This window comes from Nostoc sp. (assembly GCF_036917155.1).
GTDB lineage: Bacteria > Cyanobacteriota > Cyanobacteriia > Cyanobacteriales > Nostocaceae > Nostoc.
This window is the reverse complement of sequence record NZ_JBALDZ010000201.1, coordinates 1-18,689: the sequence shown is the minus strand read 5'-3', so window position 1 is coordinate 18,689 and position 18,689 is coordinate 1. Positions and strand designations below refer to the sequence as shown.

15 protein-coding genes and 2 pseudogenes are annotated in these 18,689 nt (G+C 42.0%); 9 read left to right on the top strand and 8 right to left on the bottom strand.

All coding sequences use genetic code 11. The annotated features are described in order from the left end of the window. Positions 1 to 76 (top strand): annotated as a pseudogene (locus V7K67_RS25780) (photosystem II protein D1); the annotation flags it as partial. Positions 77 to 404: 328 nt separating this feature from the next. After that, the gene (aroC, locus tag V7K67_RS25775) at positions 405 to 1,493 is read left to right on the top strand and encodes a chorismate synthase (protein WP_334731782.1); all 1,089 of its coding nucleotides are present in this window, start codon (positions 405 to 407) and stop codon (positions 1,491 to 1,493) included. A 228-nt stretch (positions 1,494 to 1,721) separates the two neighbouring features. On the opposite strand, the gene V7K67_RS25770 is transcribed toward aroC, so the two are convergent. Continuing rightward, positions 1,722 to 3,428, bottom strand: coding sequence for an alpha/beta hydrolase (locus V7K67_RS25770; protein WP_334731781.1), 1,707 nt, complete (start codon positions 3,426 to 3,428; stop codon positions 1,722 to 1,724). Between the two features lie 507 nt (positions 3,429 to 3,935). Then, positions 3,936 to 4,859, bottom strand: coding sequence for a DMT family transporter (locus V7K67_RS25765; RefSeq protein ID WP_334731780.1), 924 nt, complete (start codon positions 4,857 to 4,859; stop codon positions 3,936 to 3,938). 430 nt (positions 4,860 to 5,289) lie between these two features. Between V7K67_RS25765 and V7K67_RS25760 the strand changes: the two genes are divergently transcribed. After that, a complete protein-coding gene (locus tag V7K67_RS25760) occupies positions 5,290 to 7,419 on the top strand; it encodes a cytochrome-c peroxidase (protein WP_334731779.1) in 2,130 nt (709 codons plus the stop codon). Positions 7,420 to 7,619: 200 nt separating this feature from the next. On the opposite strand, the gene V7K67_RS25755 is transcribed toward V7K67_RS25760, so the two are convergent. Then, the gene (locus V7K67_RS25755; protein WP_334731778.1) at positions 7,620 to 8,798 is read right to left on the bottom strand and encodes a GNAT family N-acetyltransferase; all 1,179 of its coding nucleotides are present in this window, start codon (positions 8,796 to 8,798) and stop codon (positions 7,620 to 7,622) included. A 485-nt stretch (positions 8,799 to 9,283) separates the two neighbouring features. On the opposite strand from V7K67_RS25755, the gene V7K67_RS25750 reads away from it, so the two are divergent. Then, a complete protein-coding gene (locus V7K67_RS25750) occupies positions 9,284 to 9,604 on the top strand; it encodes a DMT family transporter (RefSeq protein WP_334708640.1) in 321 nt (106 codons plus the stop codon). Between the two features lie 296 nt (positions 9,605 to 9,900). On the opposite strand, the gene V7K67_RS25745 is transcribed toward V7K67_RS25750, so the two are convergent. From V7K67_RS25745 to V7K67_RS25735, 3 genes and pseudogenes are all read right to left on the bottom strand, one after another. Further along, positions 9,901 to 10,905: a FecCD family ABC transporter permease gene (locus V7K67_RS25745; RefSeq protein ID WP_334731783.1), complete on the bottom strand. Its 1,005-nt coding sequence runs from the start codon at positions 10,903 to 10,905 to the stop codon at positions 9,901 to 9,903. A gap of 203 nt (positions 10,906 to 11,108) precedes the next feature. Next, complete coding sequence (locus V7K67_RS25740) at positions 11,109 to 11,732, bottom strand: 4Fe-4S single cluster domain-containing protein (protein WP_335168947.1); 624 nt, start codon at positions 11,730 to 11,732, stop codon at positions 11,109 to 11,111. Positions 11,733 to 11,985: 253 nt separating this feature from the next. Beyond that, positions 11,986 to 12,177, bottom strand: a pseudogene (locus V7K67_RS25735) (ISNCY family transposase); the annotation flags it as partial. Between the two features lie 358 nt (positions 12,178 to 12,535). On the opposite strand from V7K67_RS25735, the gene V7K67_RS25730 reads away from it, so the two are divergent. The 5 genes from V7K67_RS25730 to V7K67_RS25710 all read left to right on the top strand — a co-directional run bounded on the left by V7K67_RS25730 (position 12,536) and on the right by V7K67_RS25710 (position 15,403). Next, complete coding sequence (locus tag V7K67_RS25730) at positions 12,536 to 12,838, top strand: hypothetical protein (RefSeq protein ID WP_334733757.1); 303 nt, start codon at positions 12,536 to 12,538, stop codon at positions 12,836 to 12,838. Next, positions 12,813 to 13,268 carry a ZIP family metal transporter gene (locus V7K67_RS25725; protein ID WP_334733758.1) on the top strand — a complete coding sequence of 152 codons (456 nt, stop codon included), beginning with the start codon at positions 12,813 to 12,815 and terminating at the stop codon, positions 13,266 to 13,268. The genes V7K67_RS25730 and V7K67_RS25725 overlap by 26 nt, the downstream gene beginning before the upstream one ends. A 150-nt stretch (positions 13,269 to 13,418) precedes the next feature. Continuing rightward, positions 13,419 to 14,111 (top strand): pentapeptide repeat-containing protein, encoded by a 693-nt coding sequence (locus tag V7K67_RS25720; RefSeq protein WP_334733759.1) that lies wholly within the window; start codon positions 13,419 to 13,421, stop codon positions 14,109 to 14,111. Between the two features lie 39 nt (positions 14,112 to 14,150). Further along, the gene (locus V7K67_RS25715; protein ID WP_335168944.1) at positions 14,151 to 15,095 is read left to right on the top strand and encodes a DnaJ C-terminal domain-containing protein; all 945 of its coding nucleotides are present in this window, start codon (positions 14,151 to 14,153) and stop codon (positions 15,093 to 15,095) included. Continuing rightward, a complete protein-coding gene (locus tag V7K67_RS25710) occupies positions 15,092 to 15,403 on the top strand; it encodes a chaperone modulator CbpM (protein WP_334733761.1) in 312 nt (103 codons plus the stop codon). Before V7K67_RS25715 ends, V7K67_RS25710 begins: the two co-directional genes overlap by 4 nt. A 469-nt stretch (positions 15,404 to 15,872) precedes the next feature. Here V7K67_RS25710 and V7K67_RS25705 read toward each other — a convergent pair whose 3' ends face one another. Both V7K67_RS25705 and V7K67_RS25700 read right to left on the bottom strand, forming a co-directional pair. After that, positions 15,873 to 16,427, bottom strand: a complete 555-nt coding sequence (locus V7K67_RS25705) for a response regulator (protein WP_334733762.1) — start codon at positions 16,425 to 16,427, stop codon at positions 15,873 to 15,875. 252 nt (positions 16,428 to 16,679) lie between these two features. Beyond that, entirely contained in the window at positions 16,680 to 18,599 is a 1,920-nt protein-coding gene (locus V7K67_RS25700) for an NACHT domain-containing protein (protein WP_334733763.1), read from the bottom strand. Positions 18,600 to 18,689 lie beyond the last annotated feature (90 nt).

The following is an 18,689-nucleotide window of genomic DNA, read 5'->3' as shown; positions in this document are numbered from 1 at the left end:
TCACAACTTCCCTCTAGATTTGGCGGCTGGTGATGTTGCTCCTGTAGCTCTTGCCGCTCCTGCTATCAACGGTTAATTCTCTAGTTTCGCTAAATAAGAAAGCGCCTTCTGGTAACGGAGGGCGCTTTCTTATTTGTACGGGTAAAAAATAGCTTATACCAATTTTGTATGAAGATGCACAGAATATTAAACGAACCGCCAAGTACGCCTTCTCTACGAGAGGCTCCGCCAACGTGTAGCGTCTCGTTAGAGAAGAGCGCCAAGAATAGAGAGTTACTCATTTAGTGCAGCTTCACATTAGATTGTTATTATACGTCATACATTCCAAGTGCTAAATCACAAAAATTAACTTTTGCACAAACTCTAGGTAAAATACATAAGCCTAATCCTTTTTCTTTCAGATCATGGGCAACACTTTTGGCCATCTATTTCGCATCACTACTTTTGGTGAATCTCACGGCGGCGGTGTGGGGGTTGTGATTGATGGTTGTCCTCCACAACTAGAAATTTCGGCAGCAGAAATTCAAGTAGAACTAGATAGAAGGCGTCCAGGACAAAGTAAAATTACGACCCCTCGCAAAGAAGCCGATACCTGTGAGATTTTATCAGGGGTATTTGAAGGCAAAACACTAGGAACGCCCATAGCAATTTTGGTACGGAACAAAGACACTCGTCCCCAAGACTACGATGAGATGGCATATAAGTATCGGCCTTCTCATGCGGATGCAACTTATGATGCAAAATATGGCATTCGCAATTGGCAAGGTGGGGGGAGATCGTCAGCGCGTGAGACAATTGGCAGAGTAGCAGCAGGTGCGATCGCTAAAAAAATTCTCCGTCAAGTTGCCAATGTCGAAGTTATTGCTTACGTCAAGCGCATCAAAGACTTGGAAGGTGTAGTTGATCCCAACACTGTTACCTTAGAACAGGTTGAAAGCAACATCGTCCGTTGTCCCGATACTGAATGTAGCGATCGCATGATTGAATTGATTGAGCAAGTTGGTAGACTTGGTGATTCTATCGGCGGTGTGGTAGAATGTGTAGCGCGTAATGTACCGAAAGGTTTAGGTGAACCAGTATTTGATAAATTAGAAGCTGATATCGCTAAGGGTGTCATGTCTCTCCCTGCTAGCAAAGGCTTTGAAATTGGTTCCGGTTTTGGGGGGACGCTGTTAACCGGAATTGAGCATAACGACGAATATTATATTGATGAAAATGGTGAAATTCGCACTGTAACTAACCGTTCTGGTGGTATTCAAGGGGGAATTTCCAACGGGGAAAATATCATTTTACGAGTTGCATTTAAGCCAACGGCGACAATTAGAAAAGAGCAAAAGACAGTAACTCGTGAAGGTGAAGAAACACTATTAGCAGCAAAAGGGCGGCACGATCCTTGTGTGTTACCACGTGCAGTTCCAATGGTTGAGGCGATGGTAGCCCTGGTATTATGTGACCATTTGTTACGTCATAATGGACAGTGTAAGGTGTTGTGAGGACTACACCAATTTATGCTTCGGGGTGGGTGTCTGACCGAACAAGGCAAAAGTAAAAAGTAAAAAGGCACTCATAAAGAAAAAGAACAATGATAACAGAGCAACTAAATTTATTTATGGGGATTATCTTTTTACTTCTTAATCGCCCTTTTTTGTGTTCAAGTCAAATAAAAATCATCACATGCAGTAATGCAACGCCAATATCCAACATCCAAAATCCGAAGCTGACTATGGTGTTGGGGAGTTTTTTTTTGCGGGTTTGTCTCCTTTAATATCCAGCAATTGAGCTAATTCGGTTGTATTCAATGACTTGACAAGACTCAAGCCAAGCGACTTACTAGAAATACTTTGAGCGTAGCCTGCATTTAGGTAAGGGGTGTATTGTGACTTTCCGACAATGTATGTTTGGAAGAAAGGTAAACTCAAAACATTCATATAACGACGCGCTTGAGAAGCATCACCAATCATATCGGCAGGTAATGCTACTTGTCGATTTGCAGGATTACCATTACCAATGGTGGAAAAGTGAGTGCCACCTACAAGCATGACGAGATACTTTTGTGAATTCGTCAACCAGGAGAAAGGTAAAATTTGCTCAGATAAAGCTGGTGCAACTGTATCATCACTACTGCTGACAATCATTACTGGAGTTTTGATTTGACTTAAGCCTGCTTTGCCGAAAATCGAACTAGTAATGGGATTAACTGCGATCGCAGCTTTCACTCTCCCATCCCGCAAGTTATAATCCTTGTCAGACTTGCTGCTCAATTCCAAAGCGCGACACTGGAGCAGTAAAGACATATTCCAGGTATTTTGTAGTGCTGCTGGTTGACAGTCTTGTTTTAGCTGCTCAAAGTTGATTTTAGCGCCTGCTAAGGCTAAGGCTGTATAGCCTCCCAAAGATTGACCAAATACTCCGACTTGTTGCAGATTTAAGCGACCTTTAAACCGTGAATCAGATTGATTACCTTTTTCCAATTGATTCAAGATATATGTTACATCCAAAGGTCGGTCTTGAAATTCTCCTGGTTCTGCTACTTCAATGGCGTGTCCGTTTAACAGAGAACGCAATTGTTTAGCATCACTACCAGGATGATTGGGAACGACAACGGCAAATCCGTAGGAAGCTAGATGAGTGGCTAAATATTGAAAGTTGCTGCTATCTAAACCCAAACCGTGAGAAATGACAATTACTGGTGCAGCGTTCTGGACATTGGGAATGTAAACATCAGTCAATAAAAGCCGATTGCGCCTTGAGTCGAAAAACTTCAGGATGTACTTTTGCGACTTCAACTTTCCCGGAACCTGTAAATCGGGTAATTGCGATAAATTTGGTTGGGAAATGGTAGCAGCTTCTATTTTAGACTTTTGAGAAACTGCTGCGATCGCCCGATGGGTTTGGTTAACAAGTTTCTCCAATTCCGTAGATATTTCCAACGTCTCGGCGACATCAAGGCGAATGCTGCTGCTGGGATATTTCCGCAACACATTCAAAAGTGTCAACCCTCCCGATTCACCAGAAGCTAAAATTAGCGCCGAACGCAAGGCACCAAATCCTGGTTTTGGCTGATTGGTTTGAATCACTTGCGCCAGCCGATGCAACAAAAATTCTCCTTGCGGTGTGTAGAGAAGTTGCGAAACTATTACCGGACTAACTTTCACGCGATTAAGCAAAATCCGCCGCAATTCTTGAAGCTGTTCTAGAGGTAGATATTGCTGATAGGCTGCCAAGTCTTCGTTAATTACACCTGTTTTGGCGTAGTTTTCTAAAGTGGAGACTGAAATGGAAAGCTCTAAAGCTGAATAAGATGCATAAATCCGCTCTGCTGCCAAGACAGAATTACTAATTCCAAATGTTGGCAGCATCATTGAAAGAACCAGCAATAGGGAATTTTTTCTGAGGGTGCTGGCCCAATTACCAAACAAACTATTCATCGCTCAACTGTTTCAGTGGTCTGGTTTGATCGGGTGTTGGCTTTGGTAGTTATTCGGGCGCCCTGCTTAGTTTACTTAAAGTTATTAGCCTCAATTTTATCAAAACAGAATTTAGGAGTCAGGAGTTATAATTCAGGATGAATTATGTATGATTTGCGAATGTAGCTTGCTGAAAATAATGGGTATAAATGGGTTTAAAATCTCCACCAAATCTTAGATTTGGTAGTCAAAAAAAGTAGTGATTCCCAATTACCTAGTAATTTATTCTGACTCCTGAATTCTGATTTTTGAATTCTTCTTCAAGGATTTTTCGGCTATCAAGTCAACAATTAAAAACTCCAAAGTCACGCAGATGGGTAAAGTATCCGTCTGACTTCAGTAGCTTGCCTTCACTATTAAATCATAACAAATAAAAAATACTCTGCCTCAGTATTTATGTTGTAGCTTTGAATAAAGCACGAATTCACTAGCTGGCAAACCCAGTAAAAATCCCGAAAATTATGGCAATTAATCAGCTTTTCCCAAGGCGATCGCTACTGAACCTGTGACTACTAAACCTGCTCCTAATATTGCGATGAAAGTGAAGTGTTCTGGTGGTGTTAAAGAAGGTGCAATAACTGATACAACTACAACCGATATTAATGTCACAATGGGAGCTAAAGCGATTACTGCACTTACTCGTGATGCTTCCCAATGTTCTAATGATTCGGCAAAAGCACCGTAAGCGATTAAAGTATTCAAAGCACAGAAAACTAATATTCCTAAATGAAACCCATCAAGTATAAAAAGTGATTTTACTCTGGCTAGAGGAGTGAATAATAAAGCACATCCCCCGTAAATAATCAGCATAATACTGGGAGAAGATAAAGATTGTAATAACTGCTTTTGTGCCAAAGCATAAATAGCCCATGCTGCTGATCCTAGTGCAATCAAGAAACTACCGAGTATATATGTGCCATGGGCTGTAATTAAATTTGTTAGTTGTTCACGAAAAAATAAAAGATAACCGCAAATCATTACACTTACACCAATCCATTGATATAGTCGGTAACGTTCTTTAAAAATAATCAGCCCTCCTAAACCTAATAAAAGGCTAGATAGTTGAATGAGAACTTCAGCATTAGCAGGTGATGTTAGCGCTAAACCCTGCATGAACAAAAAGTAATTAATCCCTAAGAAAAGTGTAGCGATCGCTAATAATTTCCCAGAAGCAGAACGCAATTGTTCTAACTTTGGTAATTGACCGCGTATTCCTAAATACATAACAAGCAGCAGAAATGATGCTAAAAAGCGAAACCAAATAACCGTATAGACATCAAGTACTTGTAGAGTTACCGTCAGAGCAATAGGTAAAATTCCCCACAATAAGACCGTCAATAGCGATAACGCTAGCCCTAAGCGCCACCGACCAGAACTTTGATGTAGTGACATTCAAATATCCTACTCAAAGTAGGGCTGATAATAAGCTAAAATATATCTAAGGTTTTAAATTCTTATTGATAAAATATCTTAATAAGCTAACCCACATCTAGTTTACGTAATCTGAAATTGTATATTAGACATCTGGTGAAAATGAATGTAGAGACGTAGCACTGCTATGTCTCTACAAGGATTCTGGATAACCCATATTTAATTTCTGGAGATGTCTATTTCTTGTGGGGTAAGCGTCTCGCGCACCCAATATATGCAAATTCAGTAATATAAAGCTTACCGACCCTACTCAATTTATTTGTAGCTCGAAGTAAGTATTTCTTGTTTACAAAAAATTTGTAAATCACGTAATTATTTTACATGAATATTAAATTTCAAACTCAATCGTAAATGTATACTCTATTTCGATGTTATCTTTTTACAAAAAACTATGGGGATTATACCCATAATCAGCTTAGTAGTTTTTATTGCTAGCTTATCAATTTTCTTGCTTTTGTCCTCAAGAGGTCGATTTTTGCTCAAATCTTTAGTGACAAAAATACAGCGGCAAGAGTGGAGATTCAGATATAGCAAGCTTAAGTACCTGAGATCAAGATTTTCCAGGACTATAACAATTGCTGCCATTATCTTGGTCGCAGTAATATCTGGAAATACTGTATCAGCACAGGTTACAGGGCCGCCTCCGGTTTCGCTCAAGAGCGTATCGGTTCCACAGCCTGACAATCTTGGAGACTTCGTAAAAGACAAAGTAGCCGCGATCAAGTTAGGAAAAGCTCTTTTCTGGGATATGCAGGTTGGGAGCGATGGAGAAACTTCCTGTGCTAGTTGCCACTTCCATGCTGGAGCCGACAATAGATCCAAAAATCAGATCAATCCTGGGCTTTTGCGAATTAACGCCGATGGTACAGCGAATCCAGATACGATTTTTAATGTAGGTGGATCACCAAACTACCAGCTCAAGCCGGAAGATTTCCCATTCCACAAGCTGTCAAACCCAAACGATCCTACGACTCTTGTATCTGACAAAAACGATGTCAGTTCCTCTCAGGGGGCCTTCAATACGAAGTTTGTTGATGTCATACCTGGTAGTGCAGAAGACCAAGTAATAAACGAGCCAGATCCGGTGTTTAATGTGGGTGGTATAAATGTGCGCCACGTCCAGGGGCGTAACACGCCAACTGTAATTAATGCAGCATTTAACTTCCGCAACTTCTGGGATGGAAGGGCACAAAATATCTTTAATGGGGTGAATCCCTTTGGTTTAAGAGATCCTAACGCCTCTGTCGTCAAAGCCGAAAACCCAAATCAGCCTAAATTTGTCAAAATCAGCCTGAATAATTCGTCTTTGGCTTCCCAAGCAGTCGGCCCGCCACTCAATTCTACCGAGTTGTCTAGTGATGGTCGTACTTTTCAAGAAATTGGTGATAAGTTCGGACGAATTAGTAATGGTAAAAAGCTCCCCCGAAAACTTGGGAAAAAGTTATTTGCCCTCAGACCGCTAGGTAAACAGGTTGTGCATCCACAAGACAGTGTTTTAGGTGCAGATAGTAAGTGGCCCAAACCCGGACTCAAAAATAGAACCTACGATCAGCTGATTAAAGATGCCTTCAAGTCGGAGTGGTGGAATTCTAATCGACTCATCCAAGTCGATGCTCAAGGTCAACGAACTTTTGTCAAGAGGCCAGATCGTTCCTTGGAGACTAATGAGTACACATTGATGGAGTACAACTTCTCGCTATTTTTTGGGCTGGCAATTCAGTTGTACGAGTCCACACTCATTGCCAATGATACGCCCTACGATCGCTTCTTAGAAGGAAACACCACCGCCCTAACCCCGCAGCAGCAACTAGGGAAACAACTATTTGGGGGCAAAGCTGGCTGCATTGGTTGCCACACTGGATTAGAATTAACATCTGCTTCAGTGAGCAGCGTGACTCAAAACGGACGAATCAGACGTGTGCCATTCGGACCACAATCTCCCGAAGACACTGGCTTTTTCAATATCGGCGTCAGACCTGCCACAGACGACCCCGCTTTGGGTGGTAATGACGGTTTGTTTGGTAACGGTCAAGGTAATCCGCTTTCAGAAGCACGATTGGCTCAATTGGGCAAATTTCAGCTTCTCCTCGGCGAAAATCCTCCCGTCCTCACTCCACCGTTGAATCCTAGTGAAACTGTGCTTGCAGACGGAGCCTTCAAAGCACCTGGACTTCGCGATGTGGAACTCACTGCTCCCTACTTCCACAATGGAGGTCAGGCGACCTTAGAGCAAGTGGTTGATTTTTATAATCGGGGTGGTGATTTTGGACTTCTTCCCCCACTGAATCTGTCACCGGAAGAAAAACAGGAATTGGTCGCCTTTTTAAAAGGACTGACTGATGATCGAGTTCGGTATCAGAAAGCGCCCTTTGACCACCCGCAACTGTTCGTCCCCAATGGACATCCAGGTGATTCTACATCTGTTACCAATGATGGCACTGGTAAAGCTACAGATAGCATAATAGAAATTCCTGCTGTTGGTAGGAATGGTGATAGTGGCACCCCAAATTTCTTGAACTAATTAGCAATTTCGGTTAGTCACTCAAGTGTGGGAAATGAGGGAAATGAGGGAGATGAGGGAGATGAGGGAGATGAGGGAGATGGTGAAAACTTTTAACTCCCTACTCCCCACTCCCCACTCCCTACTCCCCACTCCCTACTCCCCACTCCCTACTCCCCACTCCCTACTCCCCACTCCCTTCTCCCCACTCCCTTCTCCCTTTAAAAGAAATCAGGCATCCAAGGCGAGGCACCTGCAAATATTTGGGTAGCTGCTAAAATAGCCGTTTCTGTCCCATCTAGTTTTCCCGCTTGTTGCAAATGGTAGGGGGTGAACAAACTTGTGTACAGTGGTGCTAATTCTCGGATATTTAGCTGCAACTCACCCTTTCCGCCTCTTGTGACTTCACCACGTCCGTTAGCGACAGAAAGAATGAATTTACCATTATTTTCAGTTAGCAAATTATCTTGAATTTCTAGGTGCAGTTCAGCTTGGATTCCCGATGGATAACCCCGCGCCTCCAGGGCTTTAACTACATCTACTATCCGCAATAGCCAACGACTCTCACGCCATATCTTGGCAGTTTGTTCTGGTAGTAGCAATGTCAGGGAATCAGTTGCAGAACTCTTCCATCGTACCTGATGAATTTGGAAGCGATGATTTGCGAGAAAAGACCAGAAGGTTTGTGCAGCAGCAACGGTGCGGAGTACCCAATCTTTCACCCAGAGGACTTCACCATCTTCTGTTCGCTCTTGAGTGAAGATGATGTAACCTTGGGGTTGGTCTTTAGGGCCAATAAAATAGGCATAGACTGTTTCCTTCTCATCTGGTTGGATTATTCGCTGCCAGATTCCTGGATGTCGATCTAAATATCCCTGCGTTAGTCTCGCCTGCTGCTGATATAGCTCATGAAAAACTTCATGATTGATGTTCGCTACTGGTTCCAAAGATAGGGGTTGCTCACGTACCTGGATATTTCTGGTAGCAACTTCCCAAATACACCAACTACCGCTCTGCTCATACCCGACTTTTCGGTACAAACTTTGAACTGCTGGATAAAGAGCGGAAATTGCTACGCCCCTAGCATAAAGTTCTTTCAGGGTATGTTCCATAAGAGCGATCGCAGCTCCCGAACCACGATACTCTGGAGAAATGCCCACTACCGCAATTCCTGTCATTGGTACACGCACACCACCCCACCACTGGGCCATATCCAAAGTTGCCAATCCACCAATTAATTGCTCGAATCCCCGAATAATACGGAAATTTTCTACGCCAATTAGATTGATGTAAGCTTCCTCACCACCAAGTGCGCTGATAAAACACTGCTCAAGGATATACTTCATCTGCTGAATATCCTGTGGATGGGCAAGAGTGCTGTATTCAAATTGAGCCATCATCTCTCATACCATTAGTAGGACAAAATCACAATCATACTACAGTAGGTGTTGCCCCAATGCTTCACCGAATTTTAGATTTTAAATTTTGGATTTGGGAATTGAAGAGTAAAAATTAAAGAGTTGCCTCCGAATTTAAACGCAAAATTAAATGTATTTGTTAATGGGTGACTTCAGGACTGTTTTTTACATTGATAGGGTGTGATGCATCGCCCTTAACAAGTAAAAAGATAATCCCCATAAATAAATTGAGGAGAAATGATTAAGTCCGTATTATTTCTCTCTACGAGACGCAATCATGCGAACGCGCTATGCCACGACGCTCGATAACTTGCTAACGCTGCGCTATCGTTATAAATGTTTTTATTTCGTTCCATAAATAAATTTAGTTGCTTGTTACCATTTTGATTTTTCTTTATGAGTGCCTTTTAACTTTTTACTTTTGCCTTGTTCGGTCAGTTGCTCTTAACAAACCACTTACAAAAAATATGTTAATAAGCTGGATTTACCTCATCGTCGCAATCCTCTTTGAGGTTTCAGGCACAACTTGCATGAAATTATCGGAGGGATTTACGAAAATAGTTCCTTCAGTATTAATATTTGTCTGCTATGGATTTTGTTTTACTTTTTTGACCCTTGCTCTCAAGAGACTTGAAGTAAGTGTGGCTTATTCCGTCTGGGCTGGATTGGGAACTATTCTAATTGCTATTATTGGGATTATCTGGTTTCGTGAATCTGCCACATTCATTAAACTTTTGTCGATCGCCTTAATAATCATAGGGGTAATTGGCATAAATACAAGTCGTTGAATAAGTCTTGAAAAAGGGACTAGTACAACACGGCGTGAAAAAGCAGAGGAGCAGGGGAGCAGGGGAGCAGAGGAGAGTGAGAGTTCAATGTGCCTTGTTCTTTCCCCTCTGCTCCTCTGCCCCTCTGCTCCTCTGCACAAGGTTTTGAGAGATGTGGTGAGAAATCCGGGATAAGATTAAACATCGCTTCCAATAAAAAATACCTCGTAAATGTGATAATAAACGAGGTAAATAAACTAAAAGTGATCATTCTGCTTGTTGCTGTTGTAGTGAATACACCAGCAATTTTTATTAGCTCAAAATTTATTAAACCCAGCAGAACGACGATAAAGTAACCAGATAAACAATGGTGAACCCAGCAAGGCAGTGACGGAACCTACTGGTAGTTCTACTGCTCCTAGCCTAGAGAGTAAATCTGCAAAAGTCAGTAACCATGCACCTGCAAGGGCAGAAAGTGGTAAAACAAAGCGATGATCTGTACCAACGATGAGGCGGACACCGTGAGGGACAACAAGACCAACAAATCCAATCAAGCCACTGATGCTGACTGCACCTGCGGCTAATAGAGTGGCGACACCGCCAATTAACAGGCGCGATCGCGTTAACGAAACCCCCAAACCCACAGCCAAATCATCTCCCAAAGCCAGCACATTTACCGATCGCGCCAGTAAACATCCCCCGATCAATGCAACGATGATGTAAGGGCCAGCCGTAGCAATTTCTTGCCAACCACGTCCATTGAGGCTACCAACTAGCCAACTGAGTGCAATTTGAATTTGACCGTCTTCAGCTAAAAGCAACAATGTACTTTGTACAGCACCAAATAAAGAACTGATCGCCACTCCGCCTAAAATCAACCGCTCAACAGAAATTCCCGGCCCCGCACGACCGAGCAAAATAACGATCGCAGAAGTCAAAATTGCTCCCATCCACGCTGCTAGAGGAATTGCGATCGGGAATATGTGCCACACGATCATCAGAATCACAATTAATCCTGCACCCGCTGAAATGCCCAAAATAAATGGATCGGCAAGACTATTGCGTAGCATTCCTTGTAGCAATGCTCCTGACATTCCCAAAGCTGCACCAACAATCAGAGCAGCAGTAATGCGCGGGAGACGTAAATCCCAGAGAATAGTCTGTTTAACCGGATCGCCTTTGCGGAGAATGGCTTGCCAAAATTCCGACATATTTAAGGGTACCGCTCCTTGAGAAAGCGATAGCCCTAGCGTTACCACCAGTGCTATACCAAGGAGTAAAACAGCCCAAAATACGCGGTGTTTAGTAAAAATTGTCTCAATTGGTCTAGTCAAATTTAGATATGTATTTTTTTAATATAATTCGTTTCAAACATAGATGCATTTGGAATGAGAGATTGGACAAGGAGAGAAGGGAGTTAAAATTTGAACGTTGAGCCTCAGCAGGTCAACGTCGAGCCTCGGAAGGTCAAAGTCGAGTCTCAGAGGCTCAATTTTTAAGTTTTAACTTCTTGCCACATACCCAACTACGTCAGTTCCAGCCCACCTTGATAACCAGTGACAATGCGGCCACCATCCTTGAGGATGTGAATTTCTATCTGGTCGCTAGCCCAAGTAATTTGGTCTTGGAAAGCTGGGTTTAATACCCGAACCCTTTGATTGCTAGAAGACACTGGAGAGTTGGGAGAATTAATTGCTAGAGATTGGACAAAAGGCCCGTCAATCAGGATATCGAGTTGTTCTAATAATGCTTGTGAACCTGGTGGCGCGGATTGAGACTGTAGCTGCTTAAGAGTGAATCCAGTAAAAGACATGACATTTAAACCAGCAGCTTTTACCTTCTGAGCCAAAGATGCCAGTGCAGTAGCTTGCCAAAACGGTTCTCCACCAGAGAACGTTACACCTGTGTTGTGGGGATTGCTGAGAATATTTTCGGCAAGGGTATCAACAGCAATTAATTGGTTAACCTCAAATGACCAGGAGTTAGTATTAAAGCAGCCAGGACACTCACGAACACAACCTTGCACCCAGACGACTGCACGACAACCAGGGCCATTAACTTCTGACTGATCGACGTAACCCATAATGTTGAGATAGCCTGGGGGAATTTCGATGAGTGCTAACGATGGGTCAGTTGGCTTAATTTCCATCTCTTTAACTCCTTTTAGCCGTTGCCTGTTAACCGTTAACTATAGCTAATCTCCAATTATATAACCGTGAAAATTTGACTATTCAGTTAAGTAGCACCATAGTGATTTTATCTAAGTTGGCGGGGGAGGTTGGGGGAAGAGGCGATCGCCTTTGCAGAGAGAAATTAAGCGATCGCCTCCTCAAGTGAATAGACAAGAATCAGTATGGCGATTTAGATTGAGGGTAAATGCCCAAGAAAATTAGAGATTTAAATTTCATCAACCGTTGATGGTCTAAAAAAGACTCTGACTGAGTAAAAAAGATTGAAAATGCAGCCATCACTGCATCTTCTACCTCATATTTCGTATTATTTCCGGGTTTCCTTTCATCAGGTAAGTCATGTAATAATGACCGTAAAAATTGCATTAATTCAGAAATTTCTAGAGCTGCTGCCTTTTGAGCCATGTTTGAGTAATTTGACACGCTGTCGGATTTTTAGCTCACCGATTTTACATCATCTGAGAACAATTATAATTTTTTATTTCCCTTGAATTCCCTATTCTAAAAACCGAACTATTTTCCTCAATTTCCCCCGTTCCTTGTCAGGCAATCCATCTATTTGATTGAGTATTTATACTTAATTACTCGACCCAATTGTTTTTTTAGCGATCGCCTCTAGCTGAAAAACTAGTTATTTTGTACTATATTTTGAATTCCAAAATCGGGGTCAATACTCTATTTATTTCAAAATGAGAATTGCTGGCAATCTATCGATAGAACGATCAAACATCAAAAAGTCTGTTACAACTAGCGGAGCGTGACTATGCAGGAATTTCTATTTGCTCTAACACTATCAGCTTTGCCTGTTGTCAGCAACTTCATGGGAGCAATGATTGCTGAAGCTTTACCGTCATCAAAACAAACATTAGGATTTGCACTGCACGCTGCTGCTGGTGTGTTGTTGGCGATCGCATCTACCGAACTGATACCGAGAGTTGCGATCGCTAAACCTGTTTGGGCAGCTATTTTAGCTTTGTTTTTGGGTGGAGCTTTTTTTGTCTGGATTAATCAGCTTCTCAATTTAAGCAAAAATCGACTGCGTGGGGTTGATCATAATAGTTGTTAGTTGGGTGATCTTTCTGAGCATTGCTATTGACTTATTTGGCGATGGCTTAATGATTGGCACTAGTTTGACGATCGCACCTCATCTAGGGGTAGTGCTGGTATCGGGAAGAGTTGTGGCTCACATTCCCGAAGGATTTGTCACCAACGCAGAGTTTAAGAGTCAAAATATGCCGCGAACACAGCGATTTTGGCTACTTGCGGCATTTCTGATTCCTGTTTGGCTGGGTGCGACGCTGGGCTATTGGGGGTTGCGCGGACAAACTGATCTTCCCAAGTTAATTGTACTTGCATTTACAACAGGTACTTTGATGGTGGCGATCGTTGAAGAAATTATTCCTGAAGCCCATCAAACTCAAGATACAAACTTATCTACCTTGACGTTTATCGGGAGTTTTGCACTTTCAATGTTGTTCTCGTCTTATCTTGAATAGTTGAAGTTTGAGCAAATGCAGTCGTTAACTTCTTTTAATTTTATCTCATTTTATATTGATATTAATAAAAATAAGAAAATGTATTTTTTACTTGACTATTAGAACATTTATGACGTATTTTTTAGATGAAATAATTTCCCAGAACAAAATATGCCTAGCAAACATAGAGCTATTGATCCTCCTAATATACCTTCGTCTGAAACAATGAATCAGGGGATACCAGATAACCAATTATATGAATTAGAAAGCTATAAAAATGTACATTTATCAAATTGTCAGCTTCAGGGAACTAAAGGAGTAGATTTTCAGTATGCATACTTTGATAACGTTAAAGCTATAAATACCTATTTTAAAAAACTTACTCTGCAAGATGTTAGAATTGATAAAAGTGATTTTGCCAATACTGAATGGGAAGAAGGCTCAATTAATAGAGTTGAGTTTATTGACTGTAGGTTGCTAGGATTTCAAGGAATAAAGTCTAGATTTAAAAATGTTATTTTTAAAGGCTGTCAAGGGCAATTATCACAATTTAATTTCAGTAAATTTGATAATTGTATTTTTGACAATTGTATACTTGAGGATTCTACATTTATAGAGTCTTCTCTCATAAATGTAAGATTTATCAATTGCCAAATGACTAATGTTATTCTTGCTGATGCTAAATTTAAAAATACAGATTTTCGAGGTTCTAATATAGAAGGTTTACAAACTAATATAAATCAGCTTAAAGGTGCGATTTTAGATTTATTCCAAGCTGCTTATATTCTTCAAAGGTATGCAAATGTAATAGTTAAAGCTGTTGATGAAGAAACGACAGATAAAGATTTTGAGAATCGGGAGTAGCTACCCACCGCATAATAACCCGCAATCAAGAGGTTAGTGATGTCAACTGCAACAGATTTTAAAGACTATTACCCCATTTTGGGAGTAAGCAAAACCGCAACCCCTGAAGAAATAAAACGAGCTTATCGCAAGCTTGCCCGCAAATATCATCCTGACCTCAATCCTGGAGACAAAGACGCAGAAACAAAGTTCAAAGAACTGAACGAAGCGAATGAGGTATTATCTGATCCAGAGAAGCGGCAAAAGTACGATCGCTTTGGTCAGCACTGGAATCACCCTGGTTACACTGAAGCGCCGCCACCCAGTTCCACTAATGTTGGTACGGCCGACTTCGATCAGTACGGCGACTTTGATTCGTTTATCAACGATCTGCTGGGTCGTTCGAGACGTAAAACCTCCACTGGTGGCTTTGATGATTTTAGTGGTGGATTTCGTTCTCAAGCACCTGCGCCGGATACAGAAGCTGCGATCGCCCTCACATTTTCTGAAGCATTTCACGGTGTCCAGAAGCGTTTGCAACTCGACGACGAAACGATCAACGTCCGTATTCCCGCAGGTGCAAAACCAGGCAGTCGAATTCGGCTTAAGGGTAAAGGTCGTCCTAGTCCGTTCTCTCAACAGCGTGGCGATTTATATCTAACTATCGAAGTGTTAACCCATCCCTTCTATCGATTTGAGGGCGATAACCTTGTTTGTGACATTCCAATTCGCCCTGATGAAGCGGTTTTAGGGGCAGAAATTAACGTACCAACCCCCGATGGTAGCGTGACAATGAAAGTTCCTAAGGGGGTGCGATCGGGTCAATCACTGAGACTACGCGGCAAAGGCTGGACATTGCCAAAAGGGGGACGAGGTGACTTATTTGCCAAGCTTCAGATTGTCACGCCGCAAGACCTGAGTGCGATTGAGCAAGAATACTACGAAAAAATCCAGGCAAATACTAGCTTTAACCCACGTACCCAGTTAGAGGAGATAAAATTATGACCTTCAGCATTTCCAGAATCGTCGTTTCATCCGAAGGTGAGCAACTCTACACCTTTGAATATGCTGCATTGATCACTAAGACTTCGATTACCCTGGTGAAGTTTTACGTTGAGTTAGGCGTAATCGAACCCATCGGTGATTTACTGCATTCCCGCGAAATTGCGCGAATTGCTCAGATTCAACGCTTGCGTCGAGATTTGGGGCTGAACTTAGTCGGAGCGGCAATGGTGCTAGATATGACGAGTGAAATCGCTCAATTACGGGCACAGCTAAAGGTCTATCAGTCTCAATCGTGTTGTTCTACGTGACTGCGGCTGAGAATGTAAAACGAATGTTTTACAGCCACGTAAAATTTTGGTCTATCAGTTAGTTGATGAGGAAGCTTAGTTTATACCGTTTCTTTATGAAGCTGCATATAATTCACCCCGACTATCGCCGTCCTCCCTTGCCAAGGGGGGACTACAGGAGGGTATTATTATGTGCATCTTCATACAGAATTGGTATTAGCACAATCCTATCACACCAAGGGCTTGTACAAAAAAGCTATTCATCTTCGTCTCCTGATGGTCGTTCGCTCTCGCTTTGTTGGTTGTTCCACTCCAAAACAATACGCTCTAGCATTTCATCCTGCGTACAGTTATTTACAACAGCGTATTGCTTAACTCTGTTACTCTCAGACTAATGTGGCGTATATCTAGTGGGTTATTTCTTGCCGTTTTCATGATCTTTTAAGAGAATATTTAAGCAGTTTTGCTGTTTCTGTTACTAACTGCTTCACTAAAGGCTTTTGGATATACAGACGCAAGAGCCTTCAGCATTGCCTGTCAATGCGATCGCGGGAATTTCTTTTTCTTTTGGAGACATAAATTTTCGGAATTTTCGTACCCTATAGCCATCTTCTCCTGGTATATTAATTTCTCTAATTAGTACTAGTTTGTCGATCATGACAACTAATTGATCGAGGTCAATTGGTTTAAGCAAATATCCTTCAAACTCTATCTCTGAAATTTGGTCAATAGTATCTGTGGCAGAAGTTGAAGTCACAATAATTGGAATATAGTTCTTATTATGTGCTTCCATAGCCGTCAATTTATTGAGCAAAGTATAGATACTTTCACCTAAAAATCTTATTTCACAGATGAGAATGTGGGGAACGAACCAAGTCAGGATTTTTAAAGCCTCCTTGATGGAGCCAGTTGTGATCACATTTGCGCCAAAATGTTTGAGAAAGATAGTATATAGCACTCCACTATCGAGATCGTTGTCTACAACGAGTATTTGCACACCTTTGAGTATCCCAACTTTGAAAGGAGAGGCAATAGTTAAATTCATAACAAAACCTGCGATTAAGATTTTAAGTGCAAAGGGGGATTGAAAAACCGTAACGACAAGGGAGGCTCAATAACCGAGTAGTCTGAATCAAAAGTAGGAGAGAACCACTTGAATGGTTCCGATAAAACCTTCTGCTCCTGTACTATGATTTGGTGTTGTTTGATTTTGTGAATCAGTTGATTAACTACGATACAAAACTTATTCAAGATTATTTTTATAATCCAAACCTCTTTGAGGAATTAAGCAAGAGAGCTATTGCCATTCCCTATCCTCAAGTTCTTTTATCGGCAACAGTAAGCTGGCTTCAATTTCCTGCCTGATAACAGCCGTCACCTCACAATTGCTATGTAGGCAATCGAGTAGTAACTGATTAGCATCATAGTAGCGTTGCAGCACTTGCTGTTGTTCAGGGTTAAACTGCCACTGGTGGTTAATATTGCGGTAATTAATCACCGTCTTGTTTACCTGTTCAGCCCAAGCTGAATAGTTTGTTTGTGACCATAGCTCAAACCGTTCTTGACTCTGACGAGAATTTGGCAATTGGTCAGAGAGTTGTTGCAGGGATTTATGGAGTCCTACATCCAGAACAATACCCAGAATGTTTGAGAGAGCATCTCCACAGGCGTGGATGTGAGCAAAGTCCTGGTTCCCATCAATTGCACACTCTAGCAGCAGGTCATCTAATGCCGCATCTAGAAACATCCCTTGGTCGAGGCTGCTGGCTAGGGCAAAGTGAGAAGCGATGTGAGGAGTCCGACTTAAGGCCAGGTAAAAGGCTCGAACTGTCGCCTCTTTTGGTTGGGTGGAAATACTACGAGATTTTTGGCTAGCCCAGGTCAAAAATTCTTGTAAATAAGGGTCTTGGGCAACCAGTGTATCAATCTGTTGCTTCATCAACTGTACTAGAGAGTCTGCACTCCTAAGCATGGTAGCAGTTAACAAGAAGATTTCGCGCCAGTGCGGGTCGGTGATGTGACTGACCAGACCTCCAAGCGCTTGTCCAAATGCCTCTAGATTATAGCTGGCAACGATTTTCCTTGCCGTGAAATATTCTTGAAAGGCCAGATAGGAGAAGGAAAAAATTCCCCGTGCCCGTTCTGCTAGTAGCCCATGTTGAGCTTCTATCGCCCTCAGCGCTGCTTCGCTTTCTATTTGCAGTGACTCTGCATCTATTGGCTCGTTGGTCAGATTTTGAATATAGTCACTAATATATTGCTCAACAACGCGTTGCTCAAAAAAGTAGTGACCTTGCTCAAATGTTGCTGCGGCAATCTGACTCAATAACTTGAGCTTTTGTGGTAATAAAAACCCTCGGTAAACTTCATCCCGTTCTATGCCTCTGGCTTCATCCCATTTACCCAATAGAAGGTCTAAACCTTGCTTATAAAAGTCAGTGCGCTTAGTCGGAAATTTTTCTTGATCGTGAAACACCCAACAGCCAAGATGCAGAAATAGAGGTGTGACAACAAGTTGGCGAAATTGCCAGTTTTCAGCTAAGTCTAACTTCTGAATAAACTGAACGGACTGCGCCTGACCATCTTGAATATTGGTTTTGCTAAAGGCCACAAACCATTTTTGAGCGAAGGCCCGGATTTGGTCTGAGGTAAATGGGGCAATTTCAACATCGGTAAAGCCTCGCAGTCTGAGTTTTTGAGAGGCTGTTCGACAGCTCGATACCAACCGATTTTTGTGATACTTCTCTGAAAATCTGCGAATTTCGCTTAAGACAGCATTGCTCTGTTGGTTGAGAACTTCATCCATACCATCAAGCAACAATAACACTCTGCCTGATAAGAGCAAGGTTTCGATGACTGAGGGATCGAAAATTCCAGATGCGAGAAATTCCTGGCGGATGTATTTTAATAGGCTGAACTCGTTGGTAATCTTAGATTCTTCAGCAAAATTTCTCAGTGTGATGAAGATTGGTACTTGATTTGCTACAAATGTGCTTTGGTTACACTGAATAGCGAGATGTTGCAAAAAGGTGGTTTTACCTACTCCTGGTTTGCCTAGCACCCTAAGTTTGGAGTAGGTTTCAACTGCCTGTGTACCAGGTATCTGTTTTTGGTCAGCCTCACCTAAGCCAAAACGGTCAAATTCTTTGGGATCAAGGTTTTGCAAATCAGTGATTTCTAAGTACTGAAGACTTGCAATTGACTCCAAAATATTCACCAAACACCTCGCCCCGTGGAAGCCCCCGGATTCATCCGTGGGGGCAAGGGGCAGGCGAATTTATTCGCCGTCACGTCTTTAAAAACCATA

What these genes read in the sequence shown, in the direction of transcription:
- aroC (WP_334731782.1), top strand. Translation starts at nt 405, where the DNA reads ATGGGCAACACTTTTGGCCATCTATTTCGCATCACTACTTTTGGTGAA.
- V7K67_RS25770 (WP_334731781.1), bottom strand. Translation starts at nt 3,428, where the DNA reads ATGAATAGTTTGTTTGGTAATTGGGCCAGCACCCTCAGAAAAAATTCC.
- V7K67_RS25765 (WP_334731780.1), bottom strand. Translation starts at nt 4,859, where the DNA reads ATGTCACTACATCAAAGTTCTGGTCGGTGGCGCTTAGGGCTAGCGTTA.
- V7K67_RS25760 (WP_334731779.1), top strand. Translation starts at nt 5,290, where the DNA reads ATGGGGATTATACCCATAATCAGCTTAGTAGTTTTTATTGCTAGCTTA.
- V7K67_RS25755 (WP_334731778.1), bottom strand. Translation starts at nt 8,798, where the DNA reads ATGATGGCTCAATTTGAATACAGCACTCTTGCCCATCCACAGGATATT.
- V7K67_RS25750 (WP_334708640.1), top strand. Translation starts at nt 9,284, where the DNA reads ATGTTAATAAGCTGGATTTACCTCATCGTCGCAATCCTCTTTGAGGTT.
- V7K67_RS25740 (WP_335168947.1), bottom strand. Translation starts at nt 11,732, where the DNA reads ATGGAAATTAAGCCAACTGACCCATCGTTAGCACTCATCGAAATTCCC.
- V7K67_RS25730 (WP_334733757.1), top strand. Translation starts at nt 12,536, where the DNA reads ATGCAGGAATTTCTATTTGCTCTAACACTATCAGCTTTGCCTGTTGTC.
- V7K67_RS25720 (WP_334733759.1), top strand. Translation starts at nt 13,419, where the DNA reads ATGCCTAGCAAACATAGAGCTATTGATCCTCCTAATATACCTTCGTCT.
- V7K67_RS25715 (WP_335168944.1), top strand. Translation starts at nt 14,151, where the DNA reads ATGTCAACTGCAACAGATTTTAAAGACTATTACCCCATTTTGGGAGTA.
- V7K67_RS25710 (WP_334733761.1), top strand. Translation starts at nt 15,092, where the DNA reads ATGACCTTCAGCATTTCCAGAATCGTCGTTTCATCCGAAGGTGAGCAA.
- V7K67_RS25705 (WP_334733762.1), bottom strand. Translation starts at nt 16,427, where the DNA reads ATGAATTTAACTATTGCCTCTCCTTTCAAAGTTGGGATACTCAAAGGT.